The organism is Streptomyces sp. NPDC002790, assembly GCF_040295505.1.
Taxonomy (GTDB): Bacteria; Actinomycetota; Actinomycetes; order Streptomycetales; family Streptomycetaceae; genus Streptomyces.
Genome location: NZ_JBEOVM010000001.1, coordinates 11,930 through 24,380, shown reverse-complemented (window position 1 = coordinate 24,380; position 12,451 = coordinate 11,930). Strand labels below are relative to the sequence as shown.

The window sequence follows — 12,451 nt, the reverse complement described above, 5'->3', positions numbered from 1 at the left end:
GCCGGTGGGTCAGGGCTTCGGCTCTGGCTCGCGCTGTTTGAGCACGGGTTGCTCACCGGCTGCCGCGCTCGCCCCCGTCGGCTCCGGCAGTGTCCGGAACAGCAGCCAGCTCAGCAGGGGCATGAGGATGAGCGGGGTCAGGGCGGTGCGCAGTGATGTCTGGTCGGCGACGGTGCCGATGAGGGGGCTCGCCAGGCCGCCGATGCTCACCGTGAGGCCGAGGGTGATGCCGCTCGCCGTGCCGACACGCGAGGGCAAGTAGTCCTGCCCGAGCGTGACTTGGAGCGAGAACGGGACGTACAGGCCGGCCGAGGTGAGCGCGAGGAAGACGTAGAGCGCCGGGCCCGGCACCCACACCACGCCCGCCGCCGCCGCGGCCGTCAGCAGGTAAGACCAGCGCGAGACGGTGACCCGGCCCCAGCGCCCCGCCAGCGCGCCGCCCAGGACACTGCCGACCGCGCCACCCACGTAGAGCACGAACAGGGCCACGGTGCCTGCCACTTTGCTGCCGCCCATGCGCTGCGTCGCGTACAGGGAGACGAAGGTGCTCAGGCCCGTGAACACGATGGAGCGGCACACCACCGCGAACGACAGGCGGACGAACGCCGGCACATCGTCCCTGGCGGGGGCCGACGTGGCGGCCGACGACGTGTTCCCGCGCCGTCCCAGCGCCCGCAGCACCGGCAGGCAGATCGCGGCGCCGGCCGCCGCGGGCAGCACCAGCAGGGGAGTGAAGCGCAGCCCGCCCGTGGCGACCGCGGCGGCGACCAGGAGCGGCGCCAGCGCGAAACCGACGTTGCCGCCGAGCGAGAACCAGGCCATCGCGCTGTGGCTGCCGCGGCTCGCGAGCCGGGCCACCCGCGCCGACTCCGGGTGGTAGGCGGCCACACCGATCCCGGACACGGCGACCACGGCGAGGGTCACCGCGTACGAATCGCTCACCCCGCTCAGCGCGATGCCCACGCCCGCGAGCAGCGTGCTCAGCGGCAGCAGCCACGGCATCGCCCTGCGGTCGGTGAGCAGTCCGAAGAGCGGCTGCGCCACCGACGAGAGCAGCGAGGCCGCGAGCACGATGCCGGACACGGCGGCGTAGCTGTAGGCGCGTTCGGCGACGAAGTACGGCACGAGCGAGGCGACGGCACCCTGGTAGACGTCCACGCACGCGTGCCCGATGGAGAGAAGGGGGATGGAGGCGTTGGGGATGTCGGAGGTGTTGGAGGTGTTCTTTCGCACCCGGTCATCGTCGCGACCTGCCGCGCTGTCCCGCTTCCGATAACCTGCCAGACAATGTCGAAGAACCGCCATGCCGCGCGACACGCTGACGGTCACACCGACCGACACACCGTTCGGCACACCCCGGTGGCCCCCACTCACACCAGGTACCTCGCGCACGGAGCCGAGATCGACGCCCACCGGCACGACGACCACCAGATCGCCTACGCCGGCCGGGGCGTCGTCGCCGTCACCACCGACGCCGGGTCCTGGGTCGCGCCGGGAACGCGCGCCCTGTGGGTACCCGCCGACACCGTGCACGCCCACCAGGCCCACGGCGACGTCGAACTGCACTTCGTGGGGCTGCCCGCGACCGAGAACCCGCTCGGCCTCGACACCCCGGCCGTGCTCGCCGTCGGCCCGCTGCTGCGCGAGCTGATCATCGAGTACGCGCGCACCGGTTCGCCGGACACCACAGACGTCGGCAGCCCCGAACGAGCGCGCCTGCGTGGGGTGTTGCTCGACCAGCTGAAGCTGACACCGCAGCAGCCGCTGCACCTTCCGACACCGACCACGCCGCTGCTGCGCGCCGTGTGCGACCTCCTGCACGCCGACCCGGCGGACCCTCGCACCCTGGCCGAACTGGGCCGGGAGGTCGGGGCGAGCGACCGCACGCTGTCCCGGCTCTTCCGCGGCGACCTCGGCATGACGTTCCCGCAGTGGCGCACCCAACTGCGCCTGCACCACGCGCTGATCCTGCTCGCCGACCGCACACCGGTCACGACCGTGGCGCATCTGTGCGGCTGGTCGTCGACGAGTGCGTTCATCGATGTGTTCCGCCGCGCGTTCGGACACACACCGGGTTCACACCAGTGACCAGGGCGGAGGTCGCGCGCCTCTTGACGTGTCCGTACGTACGCCGATGATGGCCGGGTGAGGACACAGAGCGGCGAATCGGTACTGTCCAGGGCCGTCCGGATCTTCGAGGCGTTCACGCCCGACGAACCGGCCCTGACCGTCTCGGCGATCGCGCGGCGCACCGGCCTGCACGTGGCCACGGCGTCGCGCCTGGTCGCGGAGCTGGTGTCGCACGGGGTCCTCGCCCGCGACGGCGACCGCCGGGTGCGGATCGGGCTTCGGATGTGGGAGCTGGTGACCCGCGCCTCGCCCGCGTTGTCGCTGCGGGACGCCGCGATGCCGTTCATGGAGGGCGTGCACGATGTGGTGGGCCACCACGTCCAGTTGGGCGTGCTCGACGGCGACGAGGTGCTGTTCCTGGAACGGCTGAGCGCGCCCGGTGGTGTCATCAACTACACGCGGATCGCGGGCCGGCTGGAGCTGAACGCCTCCTCCAGCGGCCTCGTGCTCCTTGCCCACGGCTCCGCCGAGCTGCGGGAGCGGGTGTGCGCCGAACCCCTCCACCGATACACCGCCAACACGCCGTGCACGGCCGCCGGGCTACGGGCCTTGCTCGCCGACATCCGCCGGCAGGGCTTCGCCTGCTGCCCCGGCTACGTCCACCCCGACGCGCTGGGCATCGCGGCGCCCGTGCGCGACGCCCACGGCGACGTGTGCGCCACCTTGTCCGTCATCGTGCCGAACGGGGAGGGTTCCGCGGCGATCGTGCCGGTGGTGCGGACCGCGGCGCGCGGCATCTCCCGTGCGCTGGCCGCGCGTTCGTCTCTCACTCATTGAGAAGGGCCTCGCGCCCGCCGCCCGCGGCCACACATCCTTCCTGTCAACCCAACGACGGGAGGCGACAGCGTGGTCGGAACTGGCGTGGTCACAGGCATGGAACCGATCGCCGAGGACGTCGTGTCCGTGACCCTCGCGCACCCGGACGGAGCCCGGCTCCCGGACTGGACGCCGGGCGCGCACATCGACCTGGTCCTCCCGGACGGCACGGTTCGCCAGTACTCCCTGTGCGGCGACCGCTGGGACGCGCGCACCTACCGCGTCGCCGTCCTGCGGGAACCGGACGGGCGGGGCGGGTCCGCGTACGTGCACGACCGGCTGAAGATGGGGGACCGGGTCGGGATCGGGGGCCCGCGCAACAACTTCCCGCTCGCACCGCTGGCACCGCTCACACCGCTCGCGGACTCGGGGGCGTACCTCTTCATCGCCGGAGGCATCGGCATCACCCCGCTCCTCCCGATGATCCACCAGGCCGAACTCCTCCGCCTGGAGTGGCAGTTGCTGTACGGCGGGCGGAACCGGCCCTCCATGGCCTTCCGCGAGGAACTCCTCGCGGCCCACGGCGGGCGCGTGCACGTCGTGCCGCAGGACGAGGAGGGGCTGCTCGACCTGGATGCGTGGCTGGGCGCGCCGCGGGCCGGTGTCAAGGTCTACTGCTGCGGGCCGCCTCCGCTGCTCGCCGCGGTGGAGGGGGCGTGTGCGGGCTGGGAACCGTACGCGTTGCGCACCGAGCGGTTCACCGCCGCCGAGCGCGGTGCGCCGGTCCGGGACACGGCCTTCGAGGTGGAGCTGCGGCGCAGCGCCCGGACCGTGCGCGTGGCCCCCGACGCGTCCGTGCTCCAGGCGGTGCGCGGGGCCGGGGCCGAGGTGGTGTCGTCCTGCGAGCAGGGCACGTGCGGGACGTGTCTGACGCCGGTCCTCGAAGGCGAGCCCGACCACATGGACTCCGTCCTCACGGACCACCAACGGGCCGCTGGTGACTGCATGTTGGTGTGCGTGTCCCGGTCCTGCGGGGACCGCCTCGTACTCGATCTCTGAGACCTCCGAGGGTCCAAGGACGCACGAAGGAGCATGCGACATGACCGAGGCACCCGCGCACGGCACCGCGACGCCGCCCACCAGCGACGTCGACCCGTTCGCCCACGAACACCTGCTCAACCCCGAACCCCTGCACCGGTCGCTGCGCGTGGCCGGACCGGTCGTGCATCTGACGCGCTACGACGTGCACGCCCTCGCCCGCTACGAGCAGGTGCACGCCGCGCTCGTCGACTGGCAGCGCTTCGAGTCGGGCTCCGGCGTGGGGCACGCCAACTTCCGCCACGAGGAACCATGGCGCAAACCCAGCGTCCTCCTGGAAGCGGATCCGCCCCTGCACGACGCACCCCGCCGGGTCCTGCGCGACATCCTGGCCCCGCCCGCCCTGCGTCGACTGCGGGACACGTGGTCCGCGGCGGCCGAGGAGCTGGTCGACCAAGTCCTCGCGCAGGGAACGGAGTTCGACGCCTTTACGGCGCTGGCGGAGGCCTTCCCCCTGCGCGTGTTCCCCGACGCCGTGGGGATCGGCCCCGACGGACGTGAGCACCTGCTGCCGTACGGGAACATGGCCTTCAACGCGTTCGGGCCGCGCAACGACCTCGTCGTCGCCGACGCGCACCGGGCCGCCGAACTCGGCTCGTGGGTGGGTGCCCAGTGTGCGCGCGAAGCCCTCACGGAGACCGGTTTCGGCGCCGACATCTGGGCGGCGGCCGACCGCGGCGACCTCACGCGCGAGCAGGCGCCCATGGTGGTGCGCTCGCTGCTCACCGCCGGTGTCGACACCACCGTGCACGGCCTCGCCGCCTGCCTCTACGCCTTCGCCACCTACCCCGAGGAGTGGCAACGACTGCGTAGGCGGCCGGAGTCGGCGCGTGTCGCCTTCGAGGAGGCGATCCGCTGGCAGTCGCCGGTGCAGACGTTCTTCCGTACCGCCACCACCGATGTCACCATCGCGGACAGCGTGATCCCCGAGGGCACGAAGATACTGATGTTCCTCGGCGCCGCGAACCACGATCCGGACCGCTGGGCCGACCCGGAACGCTTCGACCTCACCCGCGACCCCTCGGGGCACGTCGGCTTCGGAATGGGCCTGCACCAGTGCGTCGGCCAGCACGTCGCCCGCCTGGAGGCGGAGGCGCTCCTCACGGCGCTCGCCCGCAGGGTCGACTCGTTCGCGTTCACGGGCGAGCCCCGGCGGCACATCAACAACACCCTGCGGGGCTGGGAGTCGCTGCCCGTCCGCGTCCGTCTCGCGGGCTGAACGGGCTGACGGGCCGGAGGTGTCACTGGCGTGGCGCCGACGCCAGCTCGTCCCGCAGCAGCGCCACCTCGCCGACCTGACCTGTGCGATACGCGGCCCGCGCCACCAGGTGGGCCGCGACCGCGCTGGTCACGAGCTGGAAGAAGGCGACCAGGGCGAGCGTGCCCAGGTCGACGCCCGAGCGCAGGCGCAGCGCGACGCCCGCCACGAGCATCAGCATGCCGAGGGTCTGCGGATTGGTCGCGGCGTGGCTGCGGGTCAGTACGTCGGGCAGTCGGAGCATGCCGATGACACCGGTCAGGCAGACCGCGGCCCCGACGAACAAAAGAATGGATCCGGCGAGATCGGTGACGTCGTGCCAGTTCACGGGCGCTCCTTCTTGAGGGAGATGATGCCGGACCTCGGCCGGACGCCCGGCCGGTCGCGCGCCGCGATGAAGCGGGCGATGGCCACCGAACTCGTGAAGCCGAGGAAGGCGATCACCAGCATGATGGAGAGGTAGTAACTGGTGCGCGTGATGGCGGCGTTGACGCCGATCCCGGCGATGATGAGCACCGCCGCGATGTCGACGGACACGGCCCGGTCCAGCATCGAGGGGCCGCGCCAGATCCGCACCAGGAGCAGCGCGCCGGCCAGGACGATCAGCACCAGCGCGCCGTTGAGCAGGATGTCGTTGGCCATTTTCATGCGTCGGGCACCCTTTCTTCGGGAGCGGTGAGCCGGGCGATCTCCTCGCGTGTGCCGAAGGCCCGTACGACGAGGTTCTCCAGGCGCCGCACGTCCACGCGGGCCCGGTCCACCGCCCGCGGGTCGTCGGCGTGCACGACGTGCAGGAACAGCGTGGCGGTCGACCCGTTGACCTCCACGAGCGCGCCGCCCGGGACGCTGGACACGGCGACGGCGGTCGCCGCGATCATCAGGTCGGTGCGGCAGCGCAGCGGCACCGCGATCACGGCGGCAGGACCCGGCCTGCCGCGCAGCGTCTCCCAGGTCACGGTGACGGTGGACGAGGTCATGTCGTACAGGAGGTAGCCGGCGAGCCGGACGATGCCGACGGGCCGCAGGCGCAGATCGAGTTCGACGGCGGGCAGCGGGAAGACCAGGCACAGCAGGACCGCGACCACCACGCCGCTGATGACGTTGCCCCAGCTCAGGCCGGTCCACAGCAGCGTCCAGATCACCGTGAGCCAGGCGATCAGCGGCAGGTCGATGCGGCGCCAACGGCCGCGGGGGCTCGAGGAGTTCACTGGTTGAGCACCGCCTCCACGTAGGGCGTGCGGGAGAGGAGTTCGGCGGCCGAGCGGTCGGCGAGGCCGGTCAGCGGGGTGGCCAGGAGTGTGTAGGAGAGGCCGAGGACGACCGCGGCCGCCGTCGCCGCGGTCATGGTGCGGGGCACGCGCATCGTGGTGCGCACGCACACGGCGGTCGCGACCATGGTGTCGCCGCCGACGTCGCCGCTCTCCTCCGGAGCCGAGTCCGAATCGTCGCTCTCCTCCAACACGTCGTCCTCGGAGGGGGGCTGCTCGGGCGCCGCCCGCCAGAACACCAGGTTCCACACCTTCGCCATCACGTACAGCGTCAGCAGACTGGTCACGGCGGCCGCCGCGAGCAGGGTGTACGACCAGACCCCGCCGGCCGCCGCGCCCGCCCGCATCAGGCCCAGCTTGCCGAGGAACCCGGACAGGGGCGGGATCCCGGCGAGGTTCATGGCGGGCACGAACCAGAGCGCGGCGAGCAGCGGCGCGGAGCGCATCGTGCCGCCCAGGCGCGTCAACTCCGTTGTCCCGTACCGTTTTTCGAGCAGCCCCGCGGCCAGGAACAGGGTCGTCTGTACGGTGATGTGGTGCGCCGTGTAGACGATGGCGCCGCCGATGCCTCCCTTGGTGCCGAGCGCGAGCCCGTACAGCATGAAGCCGATGTGGCTGACGAGGGTGAAGGACAGCAGGCGCTTGAGGTCGGTCTGGGCGACCGCGCCGAGGATGCCGATGATCATCGAGGCGAAGGCCACCGCCATCAGTACGCCGGAGAGCCGGTTGCCGGGGAAGAACAGTGTGTCCGCGCGGATCATCGAGTACACGCCGACCTTGGTGAGCAGCCCGGCGAACACGGCCGTCACCGGCGCCGGGGCCGTCGGGTACGAGTCGGGCAGCCAGGCCGCGACGGGGAACGCCGCGGCCTTCACGCCGAACACCGTGAGCAGCAGCACCTCCGCCAACGTGCTGACTCCTTGAGGGAGTTCTGGCATGCGCTGGGCGAGTTGCGCGAAGTTCACGGTGCCCACCGCCGCGTAGGTCACGGCGATCCCGCACAGGAACACCAGGGACGAGACGAGGGAGACGACCACGTACGTCGACCCGGCCCGTACCCGTGGCTCCGTGGCGCCCACCGTGAGCAGCACGAAGCTCGCCATCAGCATGATCTCGAAGCCGACGTAGAGGTTCACGAGGTCGCCCGCCAGGAAGGTGAGGGACACACCGGCGACCAACACCAGATACGCCGGGTGGAAGACGGCGATCGGCGCCCGCTCCTCGCGGTCGGCCATGCCCTGGCTCATCGCGTAGATCAGGACGATGAAGGTGACGGCGCCTGACACCAGGAGCATCAGCGCGGCGAGCCGGTCGGCGACCAGGGTGACACCCAGCGGCGGCCCGAAGTCGCCGAGGTGCACCACGAGCGGGCCCGTGCGGTCGGCCTCGACGAGCAGGATGACATCGACGGCGACGACCGCCGCGAGCACCCCGGCGGTGATGAGCCGGTGCAGCCAGCGCAGCCGCGGTCCGATGAACAGGGTCAGTCCGCACACCACGAGGGGCAGTACGACGGGCAGCGGGACGAGGGAGTTCACCGGGTCTCCTCCGGGCGGGTCTCGGTGGGCTCGGCCGGGTCGGCGGCGGCCGCCTCGGGCGGGTCCGCGCCGAGGACGTCGTCCCACAGGTCGCCGCCCGCGTCCCGGGCGCGGGCCTGGTAGGCGCGGTTCGCGCGCAGCCTGCGGCGCTGCTCCCGCCGCTCCTCGCGCCAGGCGCTCGGGCCCTCCTCGCGATGGATCTCGCGCAGCTCGGCCCGCTCGGCGGAGATCTCCGCGCGCAGCACCACCCGGCGGTCCGCGACGTCGTCCGGCACGAAGTCCGAACCGGTCAACTGGCTGCTGCGGTACGCCATCGCGAGCACGAACGCCGTGGTGGCGAGGGTGATGACGACGGCGGTGAGGATGATGGCCTGCGGCAGCGGATCGGTCACCCCGGCCGCGTCGACGCCCGGGTACAGCAGCGGCGGAAATCCTGCCGTCCCCGTCGAGGCGAGGACGAAGAGATTGACGCCGTTGCCGCACACGATGATGCCGACGAGCACCCGGGTGAGGCTGCGGGTGTGGATGAGGATCCCGCCTGCGCTGGTCAGCACGACCGCGCAGACCAGCAGGGTGAGACTGACGGTCACGAGTTCTGCGCCTCCCCGGCGAGCGCGAGACTCGCCTTGTGCTCGGTCTGCTGGTCGATCTTCGAGCCGAGCGCCCGTACGACGTCCAGGACCACGCCGAGGACCAGCAGATACACCCCGAGGTCGAAGAGGACGGCGGTGCTCGCGTGCCAGTCGCCGATCAGCGGCAGGTGCCCGTGCCAGGTCCAGCCGTGCAGTACCGTGCCGTCGGCGAGCCCGCCGAGCGCGACCGACGTCGACAGGGTCAGGCCGAGCCCGGTGAAGAAGCCCGGGTGCACCGGCGCCGCCACCGCCAACTCGTGCCGCCCGCCCGCCAGATAACGGATCGTCAGGGCGATCCCGGCGACCAGACCGGCGACGAAGCCGCCGCCCGGCAGGTTCTCCGCGCACAGCAGCAGGTACACCGACAGCATCAGGATCGGGTGGAAGACGAGCCGGGCGACGACCTCGAAGACGACCGAGCGGTGTTCGGGCGCGAGGGTGTCACCGGCCACCAGCCAGCTGCGCTCGGGCGCGCCCTGCTGGTACTTGGCGGGCACCTTCAGCCGCGACGTGGCAAGGGACCATGCGGTCACCCCGCCAGGCAGCCGGGGCGGCGGCGCGGTCGCCCGGCCCTGGCGGCGGTGCACGTACAGCAGGCTCGTGACACCGAGGACGGCGACGGCGAGGACGGCCGACTCGCCCATGGTGTCCCAGGCCCGGAAGTCCACGAGGATCGTCGCGACGACGTCCTTGAGGCCGTGGTGCGCGGTCTCCTCGATCAACGCGGCGCCCGCGGGCTCGGCCGTGCGCGCGCCCGTCGCCAGCCACACCGCGCACGCCACCGCCACGCTGCTGCCGAGCGCGAGCAGCATGCTCACACCCCACCGCCAGGTCCGCTGCGTGTCGCCGAAGAACACCGGGAGGCGCCGCAGGACGAGGACGAGCACGACGGTCGACACCGTCTCCACGCCGAACTGCGTGAGCGCCAGATCGGGCGCGCCCTGAACGACGTACAGCAGCGCCGTGCCGTACCCGGTCAGGCCCGCGAGCACCGCCGCTTTCATGCGCCGCTGCACCACCAGACACATCAGGGCGCACGCACACGTCAGCGCACCGACCCCCGCCTGCATCGGGTGGTCCCACAGGCGCGGCGCGGGTGTGCCACCCCAGGGCCGGTCGGTGGCGAGGACCGCGACCAGCCCGACGAACATGACACCCAGGACCGTCGCCACGTACGAGGGCAGCGAGCCCTTCTGCACCGCGCCCGTGATCTGGAGCGCGGACCGTTCGAGGCCGAGCACGGTCCGGCCGAACACCTCGTCCGCCTTCGGCCAGGCGAACCGCCGCCCGAGCCGCACCACCGGCTCGCGCGCCAGGAACAGCGCCGCGCCGCCCGCCCACGCGAGCACGGACAGGGCGAGCGCCGACCCGAATCCGTGCCACAGCGCCAGGTGGTAGGGGTGCGCGGGGACCGGGTACTGCTTCGCGTACTGCTCGAAGAGGTGCGCCGGCCAGTCGATCCCCGGACCGAGCAGCAGACCGGCGAGGGCAAGGATCGCGGGCGGCGCGAGGAAGGTGACACCGACCCGGTGCACGGGGGTGTCGGCGACACCGGGCTTGCGCGCGAACGCACCCCACAGGAAACGCAGGGTGTACGCGGTGGTGAGTGCGGAGCCGACGACGATGCAGGCGAGCACCCACCGCTCGGCCACGGTGCCGTGCAGCAGCGCGTCGAACGCCGCCTCCTTCGCCGCGAACCCGAGCAGCGGCGGCAGAGCGGCCATCGACGCGCCCGCGAGGACGGCGACGCAGGCCACCCACGGCAGTCGTCTGCCCACCCCCGACAGGTGCCGCAGATCGCGGGTGCCGCTCGCGTGGTCGACGATCCCCGTCAGCAGGAACAGCGGCGCCTTGAACAGCGCGTGCCCGAGAAGCATCGCGATGGCCGCGAGCGCGGCGTTGTACGTCCCGTCACCCGCGAGCACCACCAGAAAGCCCAGCTGGCTGACGGTTCCGTAGGCGAGCACCAGCTTCAGGTCGTTGAGCCGCAGCGCGCGCCAGCCGCCGAGCAGCATCGTCACCGCGCCCAGGATCAGGACCACGGCACGCCACGGCGCGACATCCGCGAAGGCGGGGGCGAACCGCGCCACCAGATAGACACCCGCCTTCACCATCGCGGCGGCGTGCAGATAGGCGCTGACCGGGGTGGGCGCCGCCATCGCGTTCGGCAGCCACATGCTCAGCGGCCAGATCGCCGACTTGGCGAGCGCACCGCAAAGGATCAGGACGAGCGCCGTCGACAGCGTGCCGCTCGCGGCGGGCGACGACTGAAGGATGTGCGAAATCCGGTACGTACCCGCCAGGTGACCCAGCATCAGGAAGCCGACGAACATCGCGAGCCCGCCGACCGAGGTCACCGTCAGCGCCTGCAGCGCGCAGCGGCGGCTGGCGCGCTTCTCGCTGTCGTAGCCGATGAGCAGGAAGGACAGGACGGTGGTGAGTTCCCAGAACAGATAGAGGGTCATCAGGTCGTCGGCCAGGACGAGCCCGAGCATCGCCCCGGCGAACGCGAGGAGGCTGCCGCCGAACGAGCCCAACTGCCGGGCGCCGCCCTCGAAGTAGCGCACGCAGTACAGCAGCACGAACGTCCCGATGCCGGCCGCGAGCAGCACCATGACGAGCGACAGGGCGTCGAGCCGGAACGCGATCTCGACGTCGTAGTCCCTGATCCACCACCAGGCCTCATCGCTCGCCCTGCCACCGCTCACCTCGCCCCAGCGGGACAGCGCCCACCCGAGGGCGGCGGCGGGCGGCAGCGCGAGCAGCACGAACGCGCGGGATCCCACCCGGCGGATCAGCGGGGCAGCGCAGAGCGCGACGACGAAGTGTGCGAGGACCAGTGCGGTCATACACGATACATATCGGGTGAAAAGGCGTACGCCGGGTGGGGCGCGCCGAGGGAAGGCGGGATCGGCTACCGCGCTTGGTGTGTGGTGCGGGCCGCGACTGCCCCGCCGTCCACCAGGAGGTCGGTGCCGGTGATGAAGGAGGCGGCCGGGGAGAGGAGGAACGCTGTCGCCTCCGCGATGTCGTTCGGGGTGCCTGCGCGGCCCGTGCCCGAGCCCTCGATCATCGCGCGCATGTGGGAGCCCGACTCACCGGCCAGCTCGGCGCGGCCCATCCGCGTCGAGACGACCCCGGGGCTGACGGAGTTGACGCGGGCCCCGCGCGCGCCCCACGCGAGCGAAGCGGCCTGGACGCGCAGGTGGTTGGCGCGCTTGGCAAGGGCGTAGGCGGCGCCGGGGTCCGACAGGGCGTCGGGCCGCAGGAACGGCAGGTCGAGGAGATCGTCGGTGGGAGTGGAACGCAGCGCGGTCTCGACCTCGGGCGGCAGCGGCGCCATGTGCCCGGCCATGGACGCGATCACCACGCCCGCGCCGCCCGCCGCGACCACCCTGCCGAACTCCTCCAGGACGAGGGCCACGCCCAGCAGGTCCACGGCCAGCACCGCCGCCGTCGGCGCCTGCACCGGGGACAGGCCCGCGGTGTTCACGACCTGCGTGACGGGGCCGAGCGCCGCGCACTGCCCGGCGAGCGCCGCGACCGACGCCCGGTCCGAGACATCGACCCGCACCGGGGTGACCTCGTAGCCGTCCGCCGTCAGCTCGTCGACCGCCGCGGCCAGCAGCTCACCGTCGAAGTCCGCCGCGACGAGCCGCGCTCCGGAGCCCTGACGTCGGGCGATCTCCTTCCCCATGCCGCCGACACCGATGACGACCACTACAGGTTTGGACATGAACTTCCTCCTCGTTGATCGGGCATTGCACTGCA

Annotated in this window: 12 protein-coding genes; 4 read left to right on the top strand and 8 right to left on the bottom strand. The window is 72.1% G+C overall.

All coding sequences use genetic code 11. The features are described 5' to 3' along the window. Nucleotides 1–9: 9 nt before the first annotated feature. Nucleotides 10–1,233, bottom strand: a complete 1,224-nt coding sequence (locus ABT004_RS00115) for an MFS transporter (protein WP_351330228.1) — start codon at nucleotides 1,231–1,233, stop codon at nucleotides 10–12. Nucleotides 1,234–1,287: 54 nt separating this feature from the next. Between ABT004_RS00115 and ABT004_RS00110 the strand changes: the two genes are divergently transcribed. The 4 genes from ABT004_RS00110 to ABT004_RS00095 all read left to right on the top strand — a co-directional run bounded on the left by ABT004_RS00110 (nucleotide 1,288) and on the right by ABT004_RS00095 (nucleotide 5,203). Further along, nucleotides 1,288–2,088 carry an AraC family transcriptional regulator gene (locus ABT004_RS00110; RefSeq protein WP_351330226.1) on the top strand — a complete coding sequence of 267 codons (801 nt, stop codon included), beginning with the start codon at nucleotides 1,288–1,290 and terminating at the stop codon, nucleotides 2,086–2,088. A gap of 57 nt (nucleotides 2,089–2,145) precedes the next feature. Then, nucleotides 2,146–2,907, top strand: a complete 762-nt coding sequence (locus ABT004_RS00105) for an IclR family transcriptional regulator (protein WP_351330225.1) — start codon at nucleotides 2,146–2,148, stop codon at nucleotides 2,905–2,907. A gap of 96 nt (nucleotides 2,908–3,003) precedes the next feature. Beyond that, nucleotides 3,004–3,945: a PDR/VanB family oxidoreductase gene (locus ABT004_RS00100; RefSeq protein WP_351330223.1), complete on the top strand. Its 942-nt coding sequence runs from the start codon at nucleotides 3,004–3,006 to the stop codon at nucleotides 3,943–3,945. A 40-nt stretch (nucleotides 3,946–3,985) separates the two neighbouring features. Further along, nucleotides 3,986–5,203 carry a cytochrome P450 gene (locus tag ABT004_RS00095; RefSeq protein WP_351330221.1) on the top strand — a complete coding sequence of 406 codons (1,218 nt, stop codon included), beginning with the start codon at nucleotides 3,986–3,988 and terminating at the stop codon, nucleotides 5,201–5,203. A 22-nt stretch (nucleotides 5,204–5,225) separates the two neighbouring features. Here ABT004_RS00095 and mnhG read toward each other — a convergent pair whose 3' ends face one another. The 7 genes from mnhG to ABT004_RS00060 form a co-directional block, all read right to left on the bottom strand. Further along, nucleotides 5,226–5,570 carry a monovalent cation/H(+) antiporter subunit G gene (gene mnhG / locus ABT004_RS00090; RefSeq protein ID WP_351330219.1) on the bottom strand — a complete coding sequence of 115 codons (345 nt, stop codon included), beginning with the start codon at nucleotides 5,568–5,570 and terminating at the stop codon, nucleotides 5,226–5,228. After that, nucleotides 5,567–5,890 (bottom strand): MrpF/PhaF family protein, encoded by a 324-nt coding sequence (locus ABT004_RS00085; RefSeq protein WP_351330217.1) that lies wholly within the window; start codon nucleotides 5,888–5,890, stop codon nucleotides 5,567–5,569. The genes mnhG and ABT004_RS00085 overlap by 4 nt, the downstream gene beginning before the upstream one ends. Beyond that, a complete protein-coding gene (locus tag ABT004_RS00080; RefSeq protein WP_351330215.1) occupies nucleotides 5,887–6,450 on the bottom strand; it encodes a Na+/H+ antiporter subunit E in 564 nt (187 codons plus the stop codon). The genes ABT004_RS00085 and ABT004_RS00080 overlap by 4 nt, the downstream gene beginning before the upstream one ends. Beyond that, complete coding sequence (locus tag ABT004_RS00075; protein ID WP_351330213.1) at nucleotides 6,447–8,048, bottom strand: Na+/H+ antiporter subunit D; 1,602 nt, start codon at nucleotides 8,046–8,048, stop codon at nucleotides 6,447–6,449. The genes ABT004_RS00080 and ABT004_RS00075 overlap by 4 nt, the downstream gene beginning before the upstream one ends. After that, entirely contained in the window at nucleotides 8,045–8,638 is a 594-nt protein-coding gene (locus tag ABT004_RS00070) for a Na(+)/H(+) antiporter subunit C (protein WP_351330211.1), read from the bottom strand. Before ABT004_RS00070 ends, ABT004_RS00075 begins: the two co-directional genes overlap by 4 nt. Continuing rightward, entirely contained in the window at nucleotides 8,635–11,529 is a 2,895-nt protein-coding gene (locus tag ABT004_RS00065; protein ID WP_351330209.1) for a Na+/H+ antiporter subunit A, read from the bottom strand. Before ABT004_RS00065 ends, ABT004_RS00070 begins: the two co-directional genes overlap by 4 nt. Nucleotides 11,530–11,594: 65 nt before the next feature. Then, the gene (locus ABT004_RS00060) at nucleotides 11,595–12,416 is read right to left on the bottom strand and encodes an SDR family oxidoreductase (protein ID WP_351330207.1); all 822 of its coding nucleotides are present in this window, start codon (nucleotides 12,414–12,416) and stop codon (nucleotides 11,595–11,597) included. Nucleotides 12,417–12,451: the final 35 nt, after the last annotated feature.